The sequence below is a fragment of the Paenisporosarcina sp. P4_D4 genome (assembly GCF_056401835.1).
Genome location: NZ_JBFUIO010000001.1, coordinates 200,359 through 221,893, shown reverse-complemented (window position 1 = coordinate 221,893; position 21,535 = coordinate 200,359). Strand labels below are relative to the sequence as shown.

Here is a 21,535-nt window from a genome sequence, read left to right as displayed (position 1 = left end):
GAATTCATGAGTGCATATCAAGAATTCAATGGAAGATATCTCGATTTCGTAGATGGATATCTTTGTCTCGATAGCCGCTATCTATAATTCGCGACTACTTATCTAAAATTCATCTTTTACGCACAATTCCCTCAGACCTGTATTTGGTGGCTGACGGCTGGCGCCTGCCACTTTTCTGTTAGTACCTCAAGGTGTCACTAACAGAAAAATTGCCAGTTGAGTGGTCAACTGGCACCACTAATAACGCATTTATTGTGATATCTGGAATTCGTGAGTGGATATCAAGAATTCCATGCCGGATATCTCGATTTCGCGCATGGATATCTTTGTGTCGACAATCGTTATCTATAATTCGCGACTATTTATCTAAAATTCATCTTTTACGTACAATTCATTCGCAAACAAAAATGACCTCTTCCATCGCTGGGAGAGGTCATTTATCTATCGTACTAAGTATTTCAGGTAGTTTTTCCATCCGAATGCTTTTACTGATTCCCATGAAGGTGAATCCATTGGCATTGGGTAGAAGATAGCAGGTGCATAACGGTAGTCGTTGATTTGTGGTTCGTAAACAACCACTGAACCAGCTTTAAGTCCTTCGCCGATGACTGAGCGTGTTTTCAAGTCAAATGCGATGTTGACCGGTGTTTTTACTGCGTAGCCGTATTTATTAACGACATGTGCACTTGCTGACCCAGCGAAGCGATTGTCTAACCAAGCGGTCTGAACAGAGACAGCTTTTGCTTCGTTTATTAATACCATAGCGTTCGTCTTGTTACCGAAAGGCAAGTCTGTGATTGGTTCTTTCGGTTGAATACGAACTTCATAGTATGCTAGCGGGTTCTTATGGTCTTTTGGATCGAGCGCTTTATAGGCAGTCAGGAATTCGGAGTCTTTAGCAGGAACTTGGGAAATTTCTGTTACCGTTCCTTCTATTGATTGATCGATTCCATCCGCTTGCAGGCGAACGCGGTCGTTGACTTTCACGTCCTGCCATTGTTCATCTGTTGCATACGTAACAATGATTTTTTCGATGCTGTAAATTTCGATTGCCAAGCGGTCATTGTTGTCTCGAATCGCGGATACTACGCCTTCGACCGGACTAAGGATGGCAGCCGCTCCTTCTTGAGCAAGCTGTGCATCAACGACCTGCAATTGCCGATTGACTTCAGATAGTTTTTGTTCCGCTTCAGCAATCGCTTGTGCGAAAGCACCATCTTGAGAAACGTCCACGCCGAAATCTACATTTACATCAATATTAACCATTTTACCATCAGTGTTTTCAGTGACGTTGTCTGTCGCGTTGTCTGTCGAATTACTTGAGCTCTGCGCGGTCGCGCGGTCAGATTGTAAGGACTTTATTGTTGCGTTGGTTTCAGTCACTTGACGTTCAAGTGCTTCCTTTTCTGATTTCCATACTTCACGTTGCTCGTCAGCCGTTGATGTGTTAAGCGTAGCGAGTTCGTCACCTGCTTTTACTACAGCACCTTCTTTGACCAACCAGTCTTGAATCGTATCTTCACTTTCCACGTAAACCGTTGTCGTGTCGAGCGGTGCAACTAGTGATTCTTTCGGTAAGGATTGTACAAAGTCCCCTGTTGCGAGACGTTCGTATTCATTTACGTACACATCTTTAGAAATTACGCTTTTTTCGCTGAACAAGAGAATCGCGTTGGCTGCAATGAACGTAGAAACTGCAATGGATATACCAATCGTTAACCATTTATTCATTTGACGGCACCTCCTTCAACAAAACGTCCGTACCATTCTTCGATTGGAAGAAGGCCAGCTGCCGAAGTAATGAGTGCCATACCGATATGTATTCCAATAATAATCAGTAAAATCATGCGCGGGTTCATATCCGTGAATGCACGGATGAATCGAACCTGTAATGCAATGATAAGGGCAGTAAAGATGGATAATTGATTAAAGAAAAATACCAGGAATGGATGATCGAACACGGTTGCTGCCAGTGGACCGAATGAAAACAGTGACACCGGAGTGGTTGCACCGGTCATAAGAAAGACGATAAACAGTAATGCTTTTTCAATTAGCAGGATTCCTACCACATACAGTTGCAACACGGCCAGTTTAGGTAAATCAATGCCCGTGATGCTGTTCAATAGGAATGCAATGCCGAAAAAGTGAAAGGCCATATAAAGAACTGCCCATAGAATGATTCCGACAAGTGAGACAAGACGTGCCAGTGTATACGGGTCGTTGCCACTAAATGCGTATACGGATGTAAGGTGCTGTGTGTTCATTCCCCACAGTTCTTGTGTAACAAATAAGAGTAATCCGAACAGACCAACCATCCATACGCGTTTTTTAAAATCGCGCATCGTGGCAGAATCGAGATTATCTATTAATTCTTGCTGGTTTGCTAGATATCGCCAAAATCGAAAGTCAAATATCATATTTTCAAAAATCCTTCCCGTAACTACCAGTAGCTATTAATCTTCCTTTACTTTACCAAAATTCGACATCAATTGTAACGTACGAAGGGTACAGATAAAGAAAAATTGGTGAAAAAGTTGTGGGTGCTTGGAAAGAGATTCATAGGTTTGTGCAGTTTGTCGGAGAATTTGTCAAATTATTGTCATTTTTGGTTATTTTAGGAAACCACGAACAATATTTGCGCAACGTTAAAAGTGCGAGCACCCAAATTTGCTCACACTTTTAACGTCAGTTTGATTAAAGATTTAGGCCCCCGCCTAAACAGGTCGACTGGTTATACAGCCCGAAAGCTTAAGTGCATGCGGCGTAGGAATGAGGTGAAATTTCCGCAACGCTATGTATACAATCATTCGTCCTCTATCTCCCCTTCCCCAAAAGGTTCAATAGCTTCATTTAAGTGTAAATGGCTATTGTCAAGATGGAAACCTTTGCCCCCAAATTTGAATTTTGCCCACCTACTAACCTTACAAAAATAAATTTTGTCTTCGAAAAGCGTCTCAAAATTGAATTTTGTAAAATGAAAAACTGAAATTCACACAAAATTGAATAAATTTTTCCAACAAAACCTAAACTTTATATAACCTATCAAAGGAAAATTTCTACATATATTAACTTTATCGTATTTCCTGCGATACGTTTGGACAGGCAAGGCGCCATGCCGCTTCCATTAAATCAATTAGCAGAGAAAAAAGTAGAGAGGATGTGGTAGATGTGAAATTTAATAAAATTCTTGAATTAACTGCTGTCGATATATTGTTCGGCGTCATCGGCTCGAGTGTATCTGTCATAATATTGTATATGTTGACTTCAATTTAGGAGCGTGATGTATGTACAGGTACTACTAGAACCCTTCCCCGATCGTGTCATATTCGGAGAAGGGTTTTTAATTTTGCCTTTTAACAGTAGCGTAGCAAAAACCAAACCAATTTGCCCCCTATCACTTCGTTTTCGGGGTTTTTCATGTAGGAAATACTGGGTGGACTGGAATAAACCTTGGCCGAAGAGGAATAAACGGGTTGTCAAACGGAATAAAGTGCACTCGCGAAGGAACAAACATATCATGAGAATGAAGAAATCAACACGAAAGGGAGTAAACATGAATCCCTTAAAAACCACATAAAAACACCTCCCTCTTTTCATAGGCAGGTGTTTCTAACTTTTATTGATTTCCATGGTTATCCTCCAACGGTTAATGTGTCAATCGATCAAATAGACTTTGATCTCGCATTTGAAGTGCGTAGTCAATCATCCGGCTGCGATTTGCTTGCTCGAGTAACGAAATAAATTCGTTTGCTTCTTTTTTTACATCGCTGGCTGGTTCTCTGTCTTCCGGCTCGCCATGTTGTAATATGGTTTGCAAATGCATATGAATATCAGACACTAACAACAATTGATAGAGTGGTAAGCGGATGAAGCGATTGCCTTTTTGAAAGACGAAGACTTCGGATAAGTTTTCGACTTGGTACGTATTCATATTGACGATAATTTCTTTTCCTTCCACTGGAATGAAGTGGAATAGTTCGTCATCTTTTTTAATTGAGAAATATTGATAGGCAAATACCAGTTTCATCTTCTGGCCTTCCAATTTCGAATAAAATGGCTTCATAAGTTGTACGTGTAACATTGTGTTCCCCTCCTTTTTTATCAAAATATTCTGATTACTACTAGTGTATCACAATCCCGTATGTTTCGTGCATGACAAATCCGAAAAAAATGCTACCAGTATTAGGTAGCATCGACGTCTTTATTCCTTCTTTTTCTGTTTGTGAAAAAAGCGATTGATTGCTTGTGATACTGAATAAAGAACCCGAGAAGTATGTTTTGGATGTTTGAAACGACTTCCGTTTCAAGGTGGTTTTCATTGTATGTAAATGAGCATTTATTGTTCAAAAAATCAATGTGCAAATCTTCAATTTCAAATGAATCAAAAGTCAGGCGTTCAATGAATGCCTTTCCAATTTTATTGGATACAATAATTGCAGCTTTCCGCTCCCCGTTTGGCGTAACGTAGAGAATGTATTCTTGGTCTTTTTGTTTACATTTGGTACTCTGCAACCTTGGTAATACGATTTCATATGTTGGGCAAATGAGTTAACAACCTTTCCTGCTTTGATTTATCTTAAATTCATCTATCATTCATCCACAATTTCTCGTAAAAAATTGGGTTGTTAAAAAATCGGTGGACGATTATGGTGATAAATCCTTGAACCCTGTCTACCTTGCATATAAAGCCGATCCTACTTTTTTTCAGCTATTCCAGGAGTTTTATAGGAAACCAACTCCTGAAAAAGAGAAGTTCAAAGAAATTTTTTGAAAGCCTATCTGCATTTAAAACCTTAAATCTTTCCTTTCACTTACGGTTTTCCGAGAAAAGCCGTATAATGAAAGGAAAGATTTTTTTTGGAGATGTTGTTGTTGAGCCATTCTTTATTTAATATTGCCGTACGCTACCAATCCCATATCCAACAATGGATGGAGACGATTTCGGAAGATTTGCATCCCTCACATCAAGAGGATGAGGAGCTTGTCCGACGTGCTTCGTTTTCCGTTCGTAACGGAGCGGTACGTGCGCTTTCATATGACCCGTACGAACATTTACTCGAAGCAAAAGTGCAAGATGTGAGTCCTTGCATTGTGACGCTTCATTTAGTCGACGAACAAGTTACGTGTTCTTGTCCAGAAAAACGTCTATGTCGTCATTGCTTAGCCGTTTTATTCAGTTTATATATGCAGAAGTTTTCTTTATCCGAGTGGCTCCAGGAATGGCGCTTGAAGAAGTCGGAGCAACTTTCGTTACTTGCCAATGAACGTACACCGGAAAGCTGGAACGCAATCGTTCAATCGACGTTCAATGCTGTTTCTGGTGATTGGTCTTGGAAAGAGCGATACTTTATCGACAACTCGATTATTCAAATGAAACAGAAATTGAAGAAGTTCATGCCTTTTGAACGTGAATGGCAACCTCTTTACGATGTCTATACCAAAACTATGCTGCTTCGTTTGTTGTTTGATGTCAGCGAAGATATGAATGAAAACATGTTCCGCGCTACCATCCAGACCGATATTGAAGATATCCAGCATCAGCTGCTGAATCTCTCGAGCAAACCACGTTTGTTCTCAGCTGATCCTTTTTATGATGCACTTGTGCTACATGTTCGTCATATCGTTTATGAGTTGGAAACGATGGCTGATCTTCGTTTTAATTTGTTTCACGCATATTGGGTCATACTGTTAACAGAAAAAGGCCGTCGTGAACAAGAGTTTGCTTATTTACAGGAAAACAAAAGTCTAAATAACGACCTGTTTCGGGCTTTATTTTGCTTATTGCTAAAAATACCGGATGAATTGAAACTCATTACGGACCGTATTCATCCAAGTGATATGCCTGAATGGATGCATTTGGCGAAACTTGCAAAAGAGCAGGAAGATCTGCCGTCGCTGACGATTATATTGCATGCGATGCGTCCACATATTTTTGATTATGTGAACAGTCATTTGTCTGCATGGAACCGTTCCGTGTTCGTTTCGAAATTATATGCGTTGTATAAATTCATCGAAATGCCGGATGCTGAACGTGAGCAGCTGTTCTGGCAATTTGGTTCATTTGGCGTCCGTGCCTATTCCGATTTCCTGATTGATCAACACCGATATAAAGATTGGGTGGCTCTGCATCACCGATTCGGGTCAACACTCGATTATGCGGAATCATGTGGTATGAAGACTGTCCTCCAGGAAGCACCTGAAACAGTGTTGCCGCTTTATCATGTACTTGCACTGACCGAAGTGCGAGAGCGCAATCGCCATAACTATAAACAAGCCGTTCGCATTTGGAAAAAAATGAAATCGGCTGCAAAGAAAAGTGGCAAAACCGAATATTGGAACAGCTACGTAAGCGAACTTCAAGCGAAATATCGTCGATTGCGCGCTCTCCAAGAAGAGATACAGAAAGGAAACTTGCCTTTATGACTTCCCGTGTATCGCCCTTTATGAAAAATTTAATACTGTCATTCGATCAAATGGATGATGGATTTACAACCGTGCATGCCTACAATGATGAAGGCATGCGTTTATTTACGGAACAATGGATATCTTTTATCTCATTCCAACATGAACCCTCTTTTTACGGTTTGAATCATGATGAAGAAACTCGGTTTTCTTCACTTGAATTAGTGGAACTGTTTTCACCCATCGTTAAACACCCTTACGTGCACGTTAGTGGCTATGCACAGGAAGACGAGTTGACGATATCAACCATTCAACAAACTGCAAACATATGGAGTGCGCCAACTCTTTGGAATGATATTGAGTTTGAAGAAGGCTCACTAGTACTGACAACTGAAGAAGTCCCACCTACTGCAAAAGTGATGCTTACTTCTGCCATTCAGCAGAAACTGTATGGCGCAGGGTTGACGTTATCGGATATTCCTACGTTACTTCCCTTTTTCAAACAAGGCGGTTGGCCTCTGCAAGCTCAAAGCGGGCATGCTGATGTCATTGTGGCACTGCGGCTTAGTGAGCCTGAGTCCTTCTCGGATGAATGGCTATTGGAAACTGTGGTTCGCGGCAAGAAAAGTTCTGTGCACTGGACTCCCGCTTTTCGGAAGAAAGATTCTTCAATCGCTAATGCGCTACCTGATAAATGGAAAGTTCATGCTCCTTATGTGTATGAAACGCAATCCAATATGCTGGAATTAATGAATATGGAATCGGATGCGGATCGGTTTTTATCTAGTTCGTTAAGTGATTTGGACGTCCGCCATTTCTTGCGTGACGATGCAGCACGCCTGCAAGCTCTTGGTTTTGAAGTGATTTTGCCAGGTTGGTTAAAAGCGGTGAAAGAATCCAAACTGCGCGTCAAGTCGAATGCCAAGACCGCTTCGTTTAAAACAACAGCCGGTCTGAATGAAATTTTAACTTTTGATTGGCACTTCTCGTTAAATGGTCAAGCGATTACTGAAGATCAATTCAAACAAATGGTTGAAGAAAATCGTGAGTACATACGTGCCGGTAACGAATGGTTCCGCATCGATTCACACTGGATGCATGAAATCCGCCAGTTGATGGAACAAACGGAAGCTGAAGACTGGACCGTGAAAGAATTATTGTTCCGTGAACTGCCTGAAGCACTCGTACTTGATGAAGATAATTTGGAAGAAGAGGACGATCCATTATTCCAGTTCGAACTGAATCAATCCCTTCAAAAGTATTTGGAACAGCTACAGGATAAGAAAGGTCTGCCTACTACGACTGTTTCCCCTCATTTGTTGACGGAACTGCGTCCTTATCAGCAACAGGGCTTTGACTGGCTTGTGTTTATGCGTGAACAAGGATTCGGCGTCTGTTTAGCGGATGATATGGGTCTCGGAAAAACAGTACAGCTGATTGCGTACTTGCTCCATGTACATCGCACAAATCAAACGGATAAGCCATCGTTTATCATTTGCCCTACTTCCGTTTTAGGAAACTGGCAAAAAGAGCTGGCACGATTTGCGCCTGATTTGGACGTCCATGTGCATTACGGGCAAACACGTTCCAAAGATGAATCTCTGGCTACTGAACTCATTTCCATGAAACCGGATGTCGTATTGACGACTTTTGGTACGGCTTCTCAGGATGCTGAAGCGTTAAGTGAAATCGAATGGGCCAGTGTGACTCTGGATGAAGCTCAGAACATCAAAAACATGCACACGAAGCAAAGTCGTGCGATCCGCAAGTTACGCGGTGAACATCATTTGGCATTGACAGGAACACCAGTTGAAAATCGTTTGTCTGAGTTATGGGCCATTTTCGATTTCATTTATAAAGGCTATTTAGGTAGCTTCCGTAAGTTCCAGGATAACTTTATTGCACCAATTGAACGCGATGAGTCGGAAAATCATAAACAAAAACTACGAAACAAAATCCGTCCTTTCTTGTTGAGACGTACGAAGCAGGATCCAGACTTGCTGTTGAACCTGCCGGACAAACAAGAACAGCGTGAGTATTGCCCATTGACGACGGAGCAAGCAGCACTCTATGAAAGCTTGATTCAGGAGACGCTGTTCAAACTCGAAACATTGACCGGCTTTGAGAAAAAAGGACTTATTTTAAAAATGTTGAGCAAGCTGAAGCAATTGTGTAATCACCCAGCCCTATATCTGAAGGAGGGGTTTGGTGAAGCGGAGTATATGATGGAGCGTTCTGAAAAACTGGCGCGCATCGTCACTTTAGCAGCAGAAATTGCCGCTCGCGGTGAGCAATGTCTCATTTTCACCCAGTACATTGGAATGGGTCATCTGCTACAGCATTGCTTAAGCGAGTTGCACGACATCGATCCGCCATTCTTAACTGGCAGCATGCCAAAAGCACAGCGTGACCGTCTGGTTGAATCCTTCCAGGAAAAAGAATTCCCTGTGTTTCTTTTGTCACTGAAAGCTGGTGGAACGGGACTTAACTTAACTGCTGCAAATCATGTATTGCATGCCGATCGTTGGTGGAATCCAGCGGTTGAAAATCAAGCAACTGACCGTGCCTACCGCATTGGTCAAACGCGTTTTGTCCATGTGCATAAATTCGTGACAATTGGTACGATTGAAGAGAAAATCGACAAATTGCTAGCTGATAAACAAGCTTTGTCGGAAGACTTGATCCAATCCAGCCAGTGGATTACTGAACTAGCGGATGATGATTTAAAAGAACTTCTTACATTAGGTTAACGTTTATATGGATGCCTGTCGGATTTCCGGCAGGCATTTTATTTTATGAAAATTAGAGGGAGTCGGTCTATCTTGGCCTGCTACACTTTTCTTATGACCAGCTTCAAGCACCAGCTCACACCTAAGCTTGGGCCCACAGGATGTGGGTCATGAAGGCGTTCGGACACGATGTCCGGATCTTAGCCTCCCCTCCCAAATACATGCGAAAGCGGGCTTTCGCTTCGTGCCTTCCAGCGCCGGTGTTGAGCTAGAGTGGTGCTTTCCGCTTTTCTATGTACAAGACCGACCGTGCTTCACGCGGCCGGTTTCCTCTCTTGCCAATCTAGTAAAATCTTATTTGCCCACTACGCGTAATGCGGGTTCGGTTAATTTGTGTTCGAGCACTTGAATCCGCTCATTCAAATTCGCAATCATACGAATTAGTTGTTCCATATGTAGTTCCATTCGAATGAGATGATCAGATGATGAAGCTTTCATATTGGGTGAATTCCTTTCTCTTGGATTGAGAAATCTTGTGTACTAACCAACGGTGCGGTCTACCGTGGAAAACATAGTTACACAACCGGTAATTCTTTGTGCTCTTCCTCAGAGAATATAAAGTCTTCTTTCGCTTGCGACTCTTTTTTCATATGAGGAATTTCTGAAGATTGTCCTGCTTTCGGTTTCGTTTGTAAGAATTGAACTTCTTCAACGATGACTTCGGTTACGAAGACACGATTGCCATCTTCTTTTTGGTAGGATCTCGAGTGGATATGTCCACTGATTCCTACAAGCGAGCCTTTTCCACAATACTTCACTGTGTGTTCAGCAAGTTTCCCCCATACAGTACATAATACAAAATCTGCTTCATCCGATTTTGCGCTTTTGTAAGTACGTTGTACAGCCAACACGAAACTTGCTTGCACCCTTCCTTCAGACAATTGCCGGAATACTGGATCTTTTGTCATGCGGCCAATCATCCCGATTTGATTCATTTATTCACCTCCTTTCAGGTTACTGAATTTATTGTACAAAGCACATTTAATTGTGTGCAATGGACCAAAAATTAATTTTGCCCTCTTTTAAGCCTGTAAAAATTTAATTTTGCAAGTACCATATATTAACAAAGGTCTTCTTATAACATGCGGCTCTAAGTGTGAAGCATTTCTTTAAAATGCGGTTTTGGCTAGTTCTCTAAGATTTTTGAAGTCTATGATATAATAGAGTCAATTAAACTTTGCGGAAAGGCTGTGAGCTTATTGAAAACCTTTAAAATGTTGTCTATGACATTGGTTCAAGGGGACCAAACCATTTCGATTCCTCTCGTAGATGGCATCATCATCAATCAAGAAAACAGCCACCGATCATGGATATTAGAAATGTATGTCGATAAAAAAGACAGTACGATATTTGAGCAATACAATGGTTCTGGGGAATTGGTTGAAGTGAAAGTTGTCATTTCGTATCCTGAAAATGAACCTGCAAGCTTTGAAGTTGCAGTATATGCTGTCAAAGAAATTGGAGATTATGTTTCGGTACTGTTGAAAGGGATGTTAATTCGCACCCGTCGTAAGTATGCATTGCAACTTTTGACAGAACTCGTCCAAGATGGATTAACAGGTGAAAATCTTATTACTCGCTTTGAAAACGATATGCGCCAACGACCTCATTTAAAAAAAGACTCGGCTGAAGTTTAGCCGAGTCTTTTTTGTATTTTTTTAAAGCGAGCCCAATTCGCATCTTAGCTTCAAAAACTCAATCAAAGTTTCGATTCATTTCGTCCGGGAAAGACATTCGGGCTTCTTCACAATACAGCATTATTCGTCTTTGTTATCCGCGTCACGTCTATCCATGTCATCTTCAAGGATTTCTTCTTGATCTGTATTCGCGTCTTTCATCATGTCTTTATCATTATCTTTGTTTTGATCTTCGTTTGTTGGATCCACATGATTTTTACCTTCAGTACCAGGCACTAAATTTTGGGTATCTTCACGTACGTCATTTACGTCGTCCTTTACATTGTCATTTACGTCATTTACGTTGTCCTTTACATCGTTTTCCATTGGGGTTTCGTTTCCTGGTACTTTGTCGTTATTCATGTTACATCCGACAAGTAAAAGTGCACTCATACCAAAGACCATCGTTGCTTTTTTCCACATAAAAAATTCCCTCCTTTCCGGCAATTGTTCACCACAATTAATGTGATTCACTGTATGTTGCCCGGGAAAGGAAGGAACTATCCGACTATGCGTTTAGTTTTTCTTTTAAAATGGATTCGACGTATGCCGCTTCCGCTTTACACGCATAATCATAATGAGTGTTGAGTTGTTCTTGCATGATTTCAATTTTTGCAACTTGTTCTTCAGACGGTGGCTCATTCAAAATTTTATCAATGGCTTGATTCATTTTTTTGGCAATTTCTTCGTGAAATGCTGGATCTTGCTTACATTCTTCAGAAATCTTGTCTGCCCATGTAGCACTTTCACTTATATATATACGCCAAGCTTGAATGAAGTCTTCCATACTGAAACGATTTTCAGACCATTCAATCGAAGCCATATAATGTTCAAAAACGGTTTTGATGGAGCGTGTAATGCTACTTTTTACTCCGGTTGGTAATTCTTTATACATGAAGCGGAAAACCTCCTACTTGAAAGGCTACACCGTCTGCTTTATTATTCCCTCAGACGATTAGCATTAAACAACTTTTACTTGTTGAATAGTGATTATTCTTTTTCAACAATTGGTCCGAGAGCAAATAAAATATCTGTTTCGCACGCGATTTCGCCGTCTACTGTCGCGATGGCATGACCTTTGCCCATTGCCCCGCGAAGTTTTACGAATTCCACTTCCAAGCGAAGTTGATCGCCAGGCACGACTTGTCGTTTGAAACGGCAGTTATCTACACCAGTCAAAAATGCAAGACGTCCTTTGTTTTCTTCTTTGTTCAATAACGCTACTCCACCAACTTGTGCCAATGCTTCGATAATTAAAACACCTGGCATTACAGGATATCCTGGGAAATGCCCATTGAAGAAATCTTCGTTGATTGAAACGTTTTTCAAACCAACTGCACGTTTGCCGTCTTCAATTTCAGTAATTCGATCGACCAATAAAAATGGATAACGATGTGGTAAAATTGCTTGAATTTGTTGAGCTGATAATGTCACTGTAAAACCTCCATAAGAAAAGCGTAAAGCGCCACTTCAGATCGACTCCGATGGTGGAAGAAACGAATCGAAAATCTGTTTTCGAATTGTTTCGATATGAAGGCTAGTGTCCCGAAATTGTGTCGGAACGCCTTCATGACCCACATCCTGTGGACCTAACCGGAGGTGCGAGCTGGCGCTTGTAGCTAGACAATATTTTTACTAAAGACGTGCAAAGAGTCGATTTACTTCACTTTCCCGTTTAAAATGTCCAAAATGTGTTGCCATGTTTCCCACTTAAGTGCATCTTTTGGTTCACCATCTCCGATGTAACCATAGCCAATAACTAATCCTGCTGCAATTGCAGCAACGACAAGAGCTAAAACCAAAATAATACGAAGCCAAATCGGGAAAAGACGTATTTGAACCCACCAAGTTTTCTTTTGACCCTTAGCTTCGGCTTTTTCAGCTTTGTGCTGTTTTCGGTTAGAAGCAACTGGCTGTGTTTTTACCTGTAGTTGATCGTCTTTTACTTCATTCGTCATTCGCCGTTCTCCTTATCGTCCATCAATTGTGCATGTATATTTGTTGGTGATCTCTACAGTCGAGTGGAAGCTTTGCCAATATTATTAAGCAAAATACCTGTACCGATGGCTACACAGTCCATTGGGTTTTCGGCTATTAAAACCGGTACTTTCAATTCCTGTGCAAGCAAGAAATCAATGCCGTGCATCAGTGCGCCGCCACCTGTTAAAATCACGCCACGGTCGATAATATCTGCAGATAATTCTGGAGGTGTCTTTTCCAGAACATTTTTCGAAGCCTGCACGATCATGGCAATGGATTCTCGCAAACATTTTTCGATTTCTTCAGAAGTGATTAGAATAGTTCGTGGCAAGCCAGTAACCATATCTCGGCCGCGGATTTCCATTTCTTCTTTGCGTCCACCAGCGAATACCGTGCCGATTCTTATTTTAATATCTTCAGACGTACGTTCGCCAATCAATAACTTATATTCGCGTTTTATGTACTGTAAAATATCATTATCAAACACATCGCCGGCTACTTTAATCGATTCGGACGTTACAATGTCGCCCATCGAAAGGACAGCGATATCAGTTGTTCCCCCACCAATATCAACGACCATATTTCCGCTTGGCTGGAAAATATCCATGCCCGCTCCAATCGCAGCCACTTTTGGTTCTTCTTCGAGGAAAACTTTTTTGCCGCCAGATTTCTCCGCCGCTTCACGAATCGCTTTTTGTTCCACACTTGTGATATTCGTTGGGCAACAAATTAAGATACGTGGCTTTGATAAAAATCCTTTTACATCCAATTTATTAATAAAGTGTTTCAGCATCGCTTCAGTCACATCAAAATCAGCGATTACTCCGTCTTTTAGCGGACGAATCGCCACTATATTTCCGGGAGTACGCCCTACCATTTTACGTGCTTCTTCGCCTACTGCCAACACACGTTTCGTTTTGCGATCCATTGCTACTACTGAAGGCTCGTTTAATACAATGCCTTTACCTTTTACATGTATTAAAACGTTAGCCGTTCCAAGGTCAATTCCAATATCTTTAGCAAACATGAACCTTGTTTCCCCTTCCTACAAATCCCATAATAGTTGACTTTCTCTATCTTTGTCTCTACTAACTGACTATTCTATCATAGAGAGCAAATAATTACATCTTTTTTAGTAAATAGTCCTGTTCTGAAAACGAAGCTTCGGTGTTCTTTTGCCACATGAAAAAACGCCATGACGAGTAATCGTCATGGCGTTTCTTCTGTGTGTTCCTCTTTAAGTTTCCACATCTGTTTCGTTGCTTCCCCGCCCCGGATATGCCGAATCGACTTATGATAGGCAAGGATTTCACTAACTTCTTTGGCCAGTGCTTCATTTACTAGTTTTAAACGTTCTGTTAAATCTTTGTGCACCGTGCTTTTCGAGTAGCCCGTTTTCTTTGCAACCGCGCGTACCGTTAAGCCCGTTTCATGCACCAATACGCCAAGCTCTAGGCAACGTTTCCGGATCTGTTCGTGCAAGACCGCATCCTTCCGTACCGAACGTTTCCTATACCGTATGCCTTAAAGTTGGGAATTAGAACGCTAAGTACGTACGTGGATTAATTGCTTCTCCCTTGTCATACACTTCAAACTGTAAATGAATGCCAGCTGTTGGGTTGAATTCATTTTCAGTAGCAGTTGCCATAGGTTGACCTTGTTGTACATGGTCACCGGCTTTCACTGAAATTTCTTTTACGGAACGGTATTGTGTAAGTAGGCCGTCTTCATGTTCTAGAACGATTTCGTCCCCAAGGAATGGATCAAGATTTACTTCTTTTACTGTACCACTCATTGCAGCTAAAATTTCAAACGGTTCGCCTTCAATTGAGATGGTCACACCGCTACTTGTTTCGTAAGTTTGGTTGAATACAAGAAGAGAATTTTCTTGTGATTCGTCCGTTGCAGTAGGATCATAGAAATCTTGCAGAATTGTCATTTGGTCAAGCATCGCTTCGTCAAATGGGAATTTCATTGACTCTTTTTGAGACGTTACAGCAACTTCTTTTGCTCCCGTGTCTTCAGTTCGTGGACCTTTTGCGACATTATCAGAATCAATAAACGCATTGTACCCCCAGATCATGCCGACAAATAGCAGCGAAAACCCTACGTAAATCGCTGGCCATAGCCACGTTTGTTTTTTACTTGGTTTTTTTGGTAGAGAAGGATTATTAGATTTTTCCTCTCGCATATTCATCACCTCTGATGCTAGTGTTGTCAGCGATTCAAGGTTTTAAACATCCTGGTTGAATAGATTGGAAATTTTTTATTTCCGTCTTCTGATAGTAGTGTTTCAAAATCTCCTCTACCTTACTCCCTTCCTGCGCCATAGCGTTTGCTCCGTATTGACTCATCCCGACTCCATGCCCGTATCCTTTCGTTGATACGGCGATAAGATTTGGATTGGATGCATCAATTTCGAAATCCGTGGAGGGTAGCCCTAAAATATCCCGTATTTCACGGCCTGTCCATTCGTGCTGTGTGGTCGTCATTTGTTTGACTCGTTGTGATTCATTTGGCGTCAGCACCAGTGTCTTGAAGTGATCGGCTGTCCAATTAAAGCCGAATGCCTCGTTCCATTCTTTCAGGCTGAATGTTTTCGTGTTGTTGAACTTCGGAGATATGGTATCCCCCAGGCTATCCGTGATGACTAAATATGGAATGTCGTTACCACTATACCCTTTCGCGCTTTCCGTTTTCCCATTGCTCGTGGAGAAAAACATGGCTGTGATGAGTTCATTATTATAGGTAAGAATTTGTGAGGCAGTTTCCGTGATTGCTTGTGCGATGTTTGGAGGGGATATGCGTTCACTCGGTGAGATGAACGCTTGGTGTGAAGTAGTTGGTTTAATAGATTTTGAACCAAAATTGGTTGTTTTGAGTGCGAATGTTCGTGCGGCAATTGCTTGCGCTTTTAAGGCCTCTAGCTGGAACGTAGCTGGCATTTCTGCTTGTACGACACCTTTGACATAGTCCTCTAATGGAAACGGCTCAGCATGCCCTTCCACGCGAATTAGTATAGGTTCACAAGCTACAACATTGTCGGTTTCGGGTTCGGGTGCTGACTCTTGCCCTTGTTGCGGTAGTTTCTTAATTATTTGCAGTGGCAGGAGGAATAAACAGAGACAGGTGATGACAATGGCTAAGTATCTCATGGTGGAATATATGATGATAGAGTAAAGAATATGAATTACAGAGAGCATTAGAATTTATCTGGATTTAATGCGAGTAAATCTAGATTTCAAATGGGTTTCTTCATATCGTATGTCGAGATCTCTTATCAGCATCGCAACGGAAACAAAACACTTCTATGGAATTTTTTTGGAAGTAACTGGGCGAATGGGAATAGTGCGAACGGGAATAAAGTACTCGCGAGAGGGATTAAACGTATCCTTAATAGGAACAAATCTTGAAAGGGAATAAAAACTCCCTCCCGTTAATATTGCCACACTTCTAACAGGAGTAAAGCGTAAACAAACCAACTTGCCCCCTCCCACTTCATTCTGAGGGGTATTACTGTTACGGATTAATATAAACAAAGTGAGCTTTCCGAATAGGAACAAATAAAAAGGAAATGGCATAAACTAAATATCCCCCTACCCCCTCTTCCCAAAACTGAGTATTAACAGGAATAAAATTTTCCACAAAAAAACCGACATCTTGGGTATAAGATGTCGGTTTTTGGAATAGGATAGGATAGGGATTAAACGGTTTGTTGCATTACTTTTTCATCAGAAGACTCAGATGAAACGCGTTCAATGTCTGCTCCAAGTGCCTGTAGTTTCAAGTGGAAGTTCACGTATCCACGGTCAAGATGGTAAAGTTCAGTAACGCGTGTTACGCCTTCTGAAGCCAAGCCCGCTAAAATTAATGCTGCAGCTGCACGTAGATCAGTTGCTGCCACTTCTGCGCCTTGAAGTTCTGATGGTCCTTGCATAATAACCGAGCGACCTTCAATTTTCACATTCCCGTTCATGCGACGGAATTCTTCTACGTGCATAAAGCGGTTTTCAAATACCGTTTCAGTCAACATTCCCGTGCCTGTTGCCGTTAACATCAATGCCATCATTTGTGATTGCATGTCAGTCGGGAAGCCAGGATGCGGCATTGTTTTAATATCCACTGATTTCAATGTTTCAGTTGCACGGATACGAAGTCCGTCTTCTTCTTCATTGATATAAACGCCCATTTCTTCCATTTTGGAAATTAACGCTGCCATATGCTCAGGAACTGCGTTTTCGATTGTTACATCACCTTTTGTGATGGCAGCTGCCACCATGAATGTACCTGCTTCAATACGGTCAGGAATGATATGGTGAAGTGTACCTTCTAATTCTTCTACACCCTCGATGCGAATCGTGTCGGTACCAGCCCCGATAACACGTCCACCCATTTCGTTGATGAAGTTCGCCAAATCTACAATTTCCGGCTCTCTTGCAGCATTTTCAAGAATTGTCGTTCCTTCTGCTAATGCTGCCGCCGTCATGATGTTTTCAGTAGCCCCAACACTTGGGAAGTCCATATAAATTTTAGCACCTTTTAAGCGACCTTCTGTTCTTGCCTCAACAAATCCATGACCAAATGAGATTTCAGCGCCCATCGCTTCAAAACCTTTTAAATGCTGATCGATTGGACGAGAACCGATTGCACAGCCCCCTGGAAGTGCTACACGCGCAAAGCCGTTACGAGCTAAAATCGGTCCCATTACTAAGATCGATGCACGCATTTTACGAACGTATTCGAATTGAGCTTCACTTGATAATGTAGCTGAAGAATCGATAATGACTTCGTTTTGTTTTGGGAAATATTGCACTGATGCACCTAAACTTTTCAATACTTCATTTATCGTGTAAACATCTGCTAAGTTCGCTACGTCACGAATGATGTTTTTTCCTTTTGTTGCTAAAAGAGCTGCTGCCAATACCGGTAGTACCGCATTTTTTGCACCCTCTACTCTTACTTTCCCTGTTAACTTATGGCCGCCTCTTACAATAATTTTATCCAATGTTGACCCTCCATGTTTTATATAATGATTTTTCTCTATGTGTCGATTAAACTCGTATGATGTCATTTATTAGGAATAAAAACATTACTCATATTACAGACATTTCTCGTATAACACAAGTACCCATTCCCTCATTTTTTGTGAACTTTTTGACAAGTAACTGTTTTATATGATACGTAAGTCACAAGTTCTTTGTGTCGGTCAAAATGGAACTCTTTTAAACTCTTTTTTGTTAAGTTATTCTACCTACTAATTCCCTTCGACACTAGGATTAAACCATCCTTCGACAATTTATTTCCCGGGTAATATTTGTTCTCTCCATGGCCATAGCTACGAAACTCGTTCATCTTTATGGACATAAAGAGACTCTTTATGAAAAGAGGAACGGAATCTGTTTCGACCAAGTCGACATGTGCAAAAAGAAGTTCGACACTGAAGAACCGATTGCAATGCTCAAAAGAATGTATAGTAGTTGCACTTGAAAAACATGTTGCTTTTTGACAACTTTTTCGATCATGACAGCACGAAGTGCAAAAAATGTAATTCCGATAAAAAATGTATGCGATAAAATGCCAAGGATTGCTTGTTGCCCAATTTGTGTATACATGGTGATTGCTCCTTTTTGTTTGAAAAGTGGTCGAATTAAGTAAGGAAAACACTTTTGTTAAGATGTTGTCTGGCAGCATACGAACGAATGTGAAAAATTAAGTTAATAAACTTATCACGTTCGAATTGTGTTGAACAATGAAATTGGAGAATGAAAACCCATTTCCAGAAATACATTCGTTACATTCAGATATAACATTGAGCAATGTAAATAAACAACAGTGAATCCTCTATATCGAACTGTGAAATAGAGAGACCCCCACCTATCAAATAAAAAAACGAGTCGAGGAGAATACTACTCCTCGACTCGCCATCTTTTATTAGATGTTACCCTCATTAACGTTGATACGATTCATTGCGCGTTTCAATGATAGTTCCGCACGTTTGAAATCGACGTCGTCTTGTTTTGATAAGTTCAGACGTTCTTCAGCACGTTTCATTGCTTCTTTCGCACGATTGATATCAATTGTGCTAGCTACTTCAGCTGATGGAGCTAGAATGGATACTTGGTCAGGTCGGACTTCCAAGAAACCGCCGCTTACTGCTACGATTTCAGTTGTTCCTTCCTTTTTCAGACGAATGGCACCCACTTTAAGTGGAGCAACCATTGGAATGTGTCCAGGTAGCACACCAATTTCACCAGTTGTTGTAGAGGCAATGATCATGTTGACTTCAGAATCGTATACCGGGCCGTCGGGAGTGACAATATTGACTTTGATGGTCTTCATTTTTTCCCCTCCTGGTCCCTGTTATTAAACTTCAACGCCCATGCTTTTCGCTTTTTCAATAACCTCTTCAATGCGTCCAACTAAACGGAATGCATCTTCAGGTAGGTGATCATATTTACCATCAAGAATTTGTCTGAATCCTTGAACTGTTTCTTTAACCGGTACGTATGAACCTTTTTGGCCAGTGAATTGCTCAGCTACGTGGAAGTTTTGAGATAAGTAGAACTGAATACGACGAGCACGGTTAACCGTTAACTTGTCATCATCAGATAACTCATCCATACCAAGAATCGCGATGATATCTTGAAGTTCTTTGTAGCGTTGAAGTGTTGATTGTACTTGACGAGCAACTGAGTAGTGCTCTTCGCCAACGATTTCAGGTGACAATGCACGAGAAGTTGAAGCCAAAGGATCTACCGCTGGGTAAATACCCATCTCAGAAAGTTTACGTTCTAAGTTTGTTGTTGCATCTAAGTGAGCAAATGTTGTTGCTGGAGCTGGATCCGTATAGTCATCGGCAGGTACGTAAATCGCTTGAATCGATGTTACAGAACCTACGTTAGTAGACGTGATACGCTCTTGCAATTGACCCATTTCAGTAGCAAGTGTTGGTTGGTAACCAACGGCTGATGGCATACGACCTAGAAGGGCTGATACCTCAGAACCTGCTTGAGTGAAACGGAAGATATTATCGATGAACAATAGTACGTCTGCACCTTGCTCATCACGGAAATACTCAGCCATTGTCAAACCAGTCAAGGCAACACGCATACGTGCACCAGGCGGCTCGTTCATTTGACCGAATACCATTGCTGTTTTCTTGATTACGCCAGAATCGCTCATCTCGTGGAATAAGTCATTTCCTTCACGCGTACGCTCACCAACACCTGCGAATACCGAGATACCGCCGTGTTCTTGTGCGATGTTATTGATTAATTCTTGAATAAGTACAGTTTTACCTACACCGGCACCACCGAAGAGACCGATTTTACCACCTTTGATATAAGGAGCTAATAAGTCTACTACTTTGATTCCTGTTTCAAGAATTTCAACTTCTGTTGAAAGGTGTTCGAACGTTGGTGCAAGACGGTGAATCGGGTCACGGCGTAATTCAGCCGGGATCTCTTCGCCTAAGTCAATTACTTCACCAAGTACGTTGAATACACGACCTAATGTGATGTCACCAACTGGAACTGTAATTGCTGATCCAGCGTCTGTAACTTCCGCACCACGTTTCAAGCCATCTGTAGATGACATAGCTACTGTACGGACAGAGTCGTCACCAAGGTGTAACGCAACTTCAAGAGTTAACGTTGTTGGCTCTTGGTTTGGACGTTCAATCGCAACTGTCAATGCGTTATAGATTGCTGGTAACTGGCCGTTGTTGAACTTAACGTCAACAACTGGACCCATTACTTGAAGAACGTGTCCTATGTTCATACTTGTTCCCTCCTGTCTTACTTACTTCTTCTATTCTAGAGCCGCTACGCCGCCGACGATTTCCGTGATTTCTTGGGTAATCGCTGCTTGACGTGCACGGTTGAATTGTAATGTCAATGAACTGATTAGTTCACTTGCGTTATCGGTTGCGCTCTTCATTGCTGTCATACGTGCAGCATGTTCACTTGCTTTGCCGTCTAGTAAAGCACCGTAGATCAAGCTTTCCGCATATTGTGGAAGCAGTACTTCAAGAATTGCTTCGCCTGAAGGCTCGAATTCATATGAAGCAGCTGTGCTTGTCATTGCGATGTCCGTTAACGGAAGCACCTTTTTCTCTGTAACGTCTTGTTGAATGGCGCTAACAAAATGGTTGTAGTACATATAAAGTTCATCATACATACCTTCTGTGAACATACCAACAGCCTTGCGCGCTATTTCTTTAATATCAGCAAATGAAGGCTGATCCGGTAAACCGACTGCACTTTCAATTACTGTAATGCCGCGTTTCGTGAAGAAATCACGACCGATACGTCCAACTGCAAAGACTACAAATTGATCATTTGATGTGTGACGTTCACGAATTGCATTCGTTACAGCACGTAACACGTTACTGTTGTATGCACCCGCAAGTCCACGGTCAGCAGTGATGACGAGGTAAGCTGTCTTAGCTACAGGGCGAGATTTGAGCATTGCATGCCCATTATCGCTAGTTCCTGAAGCGATTGCTCCTACGACATCTTCAATTTTCGCCATGTAAGGAACGAATGATTTCGCATTCAATTCTGCACGGTTCAATTTCGAAGCCGACACCATTTGCATCGCTTTTGTAATCTGGCTCGTTTTCTTTGTCGATGTTATTCGGCTTTTAATGTCGCGTAATGATGCCACTGGTATTTCACCACCTTATCG

21 protein-coding genes are annotated in these 21,535 nt (G+C 41.6%); 3 read left to right on the top strand and 18 right to left on the bottom strand.

All coding sequences use genetic code 11. From position 1 onward, the window contains the following. Nucleotides 1–441: 441 nt before the first annotated feature. The 3 genes from AC1DSL_RS01095 to AC1DSL_RS01085 form a co-directional block, all read right to left on the bottom strand. Nucleotides 442–1,731, bottom strand: coding sequence for an efflux RND transporter periplasmic adaptor subunit (locus AC1DSL_RS01095; RefSeq protein ID WP_477530890.1), 1,290 nt, complete (start codon nt 1,729–1,731; stop codon nt 442–444). Further along, a complete protein-coding gene (locus AC1DSL_RS01090; RefSeq protein ID WP_477530889.1) occupies nt 1,728–2,417 on the bottom strand; it encodes a hypothetical protein in 690 nt (229 codons plus the stop codon). The genes AC1DSL_RS01095 and AC1DSL_RS01090 overlap by 4 nt, the downstream gene beginning before the upstream one ends. Nucleotides 2,418–3,646: 1,229 nt before the next feature. Beyond that, complete coding sequence (locus tag AC1DSL_RS01085; protein WP_016428233.1) at nt 3,647–4,081, bottom strand: hypothetical protein; 435 nt, start codon at nt 4,079–4,081, stop codon at nt 3,647–3,649. Between the two features lie 791 nt (nt 4,082–4,872). Here AC1DSL_RS01085 and AC1DSL_RS01080 point away from each other — a divergent pair. Together AC1DSL_RS01080 and AC1DSL_RS01075 are read left to right on the top strand one after the other, a co-directional pair. Continuing rightward, a complete protein-coding gene (locus tag AC1DSL_RS01080; protein WP_477530888.1) occupies nt 4,873–6,423 on the top strand; it encodes an SWIM zinc finger family protein in 1,551 nt (516 codons plus the stop codon). Further along, nucleotides 6,420–9,152, top strand: coding sequence for a DEAD/DEAH box helicase (locus AC1DSL_RS01075; RefSeq protein ID WP_477530887.1), 2,733 nt, complete (start codon nt 6,420–6,422; stop codon nt 9,150–9,152). The genes AC1DSL_RS01080 and AC1DSL_RS01075 overlap by 4 nt, the downstream gene beginning before the upstream one ends. A 333-nt stretch (nt 9,153–9,485) precedes the next feature. Here the strand turns inward: AC1DSL_RS01075 and AC1DSL_RS01070 are convergent, their stop codons facing one another. Both AC1DSL_RS01070 and AC1DSL_RS01065 read right to left on the bottom strand, forming a co-directional pair. Then, nucleotides 9,486–9,629 (bottom strand): hypothetical protein, encoded by a 144-nt coding sequence (locus tag AC1DSL_RS01070; protein ID WP_016428237.1) that lies wholly within the window; start codon nt 9,627–9,629, stop codon nt 9,486–9,488. 77 nt (nt 9,630–9,706) lie between these two features. Then, nucleotides 9,707–10,126 carry a single-stranded DNA-binding protein gene (locus tag AC1DSL_RS01065; protein WP_477530886.1) on the bottom strand — a complete coding sequence of 140 codons (420 nt, stop codon included), beginning with the start codon at nt 10,124–10,126 and terminating at the stop codon, nt 9,707–9,709. A gap of 264 nt (nt 10,127–10,390) precedes the next feature. Between AC1DSL_RS01065 and AC1DSL_RS01060 the strand changes: the two genes are divergently transcribed. Further along, complete coding sequence (locus AC1DSL_RS01060) at nt 10,391–10,828, top strand: YwpF family protein (RefSeq protein WP_477530885.1); 438 nt, start codon at nt 10,391–10,393, stop codon at nt 10,826–10,828. Nucleotides 10,829–10,948: 120 nt separating this feature from the next. Here the strand turns inward: AC1DSL_RS01060 and AC1DSL_RS01055 are convergent, their stop codons facing one another. The 13 genes from AC1DSL_RS01055 to atpG all read right to left on the bottom strand — a co-directional run bounded on the left by AC1DSL_RS01055 (nt 10,949) and on the right by atpG (nt 21,514). Continuing rightward, nucleotides 10,949–11,290 carry a hypothetical protein gene (locus AC1DSL_RS01055; RefSeq protein ID WP_477530884.1) on the bottom strand — a complete coding sequence of 114 codons (342 nt, stop codon included), beginning with the start codon at nt 11,288–11,290 and terminating at the stop codon, nt 10,949–10,951. 85 nt (nt 11,291–11,375) lie between these two features. Continuing rightward, entirely contained in the window at nt 11,376–11,762 is a 387-nt protein-coding gene (locus tag AC1DSL_RS01050; protein WP_477530883.1) for a hypothetical protein, read from the bottom strand. Nucleotides 11,763–11,857: 95 nt separating this feature from the next. After that, on the bottom strand, nt 11,858–12,301 hold the full coding sequence (gene fabZ / locus AC1DSL_RS01045) for a 3-hydroxyacyl-ACP dehydratase FabZ (RefSeq protein WP_016428242.1): 444 nt from the start codon (nt 12,299–12,301) through the stop codon (nt 11,858–11,860). Between the two features lie 224 nt (nt 12,302–12,525). Then, nucleotides 12,526–12,825 carry a DNA-directed RNA polymerase subunit beta gene (locus AC1DSL_RS01040; RefSeq protein WP_477530882.1) on the bottom strand — a complete coding sequence of 100 codons (300 nt, stop codon included), beginning with the start codon at nt 12,823–12,825 and terminating at the stop codon, nt 12,526–12,528. 53 nt (nt 12,826–12,878) lie between these two features. Next, the gene (mreB, locus tag AC1DSL_RS01035; RefSeq protein WP_016428244.1) at nt 12,879–13,874 is read right to left on the bottom strand and encodes a rod shape-determining protein; all 996 of its coding nucleotides are present in this window, start codon (nt 13,872–13,874) and stop codon (nt 12,879–12,881) included. Between the two features lie 182 nt (nt 13,875–14,056). Further along, complete coding sequence (locus AC1DSL_RS01030; protein ID WP_342542162.1) at nt 14,057–14,329, bottom strand: sporulation transcriptional regulator SpoIIID; 273 nt, start codon at nt 14,327–14,329, stop codon at nt 14,057–14,059. 55 nt (nt 14,330–14,384) lie between these two features. Next, nucleotides 14,385–15,038, bottom strand: coding sequence for a peptidoglycan DD-metalloendopeptidase family protein (locus tag AC1DSL_RS01025; RefSeq protein WP_477530881.1), 654 nt, complete (start codon nt 15,036–15,038; stop codon nt 14,385–14,387). A gap of 34 nt (nt 15,039–15,072) precedes the next feature. Continuing rightward, nucleotides 15,073–16,050 (bottom strand): stage II sporulation protein D, encoded by a 978-nt coding sequence (spoIID, locus tag AC1DSL_RS01020; protein ID WP_477530880.1) that lies wholly within the window; start codon nt 16,048–16,050, stop codon nt 15,073–15,075. Between the two features lie 500 nt (nt 16,051–16,550). Then, entirely contained in the window at nt 16,551–17,852 is a 1,302-nt protein-coding gene (murA, locus tag AC1DSL_RS01015; protein ID WP_477530879.1) for a UDP-N-acetylglucosamine 1-carboxyvinyltransferase, read from the bottom strand. A 370-nt stretch (nt 17,853–18,222) separates the two neighbouring features. Next, on the bottom strand, nt 18,223–18,459 hold the full coding sequence (locus AC1DSL_RS01010; protein WP_016428250.1) for a DUF1146 family protein: 237 nt from the start codon (nt 18,457–18,459) through the stop codon (nt 18,223–18,225). Nucleotides 18,460–18,778: 319 nt separating this feature from the next. Beyond that, on the bottom strand, nt 18,779–19,186 hold the full coding sequence (locus tag AC1DSL_RS01005; RefSeq protein ID WP_016428251.1) for a F0F1 ATP synthase subunit epsilon: 408 nt from the start codon (nt 19,184–19,186) through the stop codon (nt 18,779–18,781). A 24-nt stretch (nt 19,187–19,210) separates the two neighbouring features. Then, nucleotides 19,211–20,626 (bottom strand): F0F1 ATP synthase subunit beta, encoded by a 1,416-nt coding sequence (gene atpD, locus AC1DSL_RS01000; protein ID WP_016428252.1) that lies wholly within the window; start codon nt 20,624–20,626, stop codon nt 19,211–19,213. Nucleotides 20,627–20,656: 30 nt separating this feature from the next. Next, a complete protein-coding gene (atpG, locus tag AC1DSL_RS00995; protein ID WP_477530878.1) occupies nt 20,657–21,514 on the bottom strand; it encodes an ATP synthase F1 subunit gamma in 858 nt (285 codons plus the stop codon). Between the last annotated feature and the right edge of the window lie 21 nt (nt 21,515–21,535).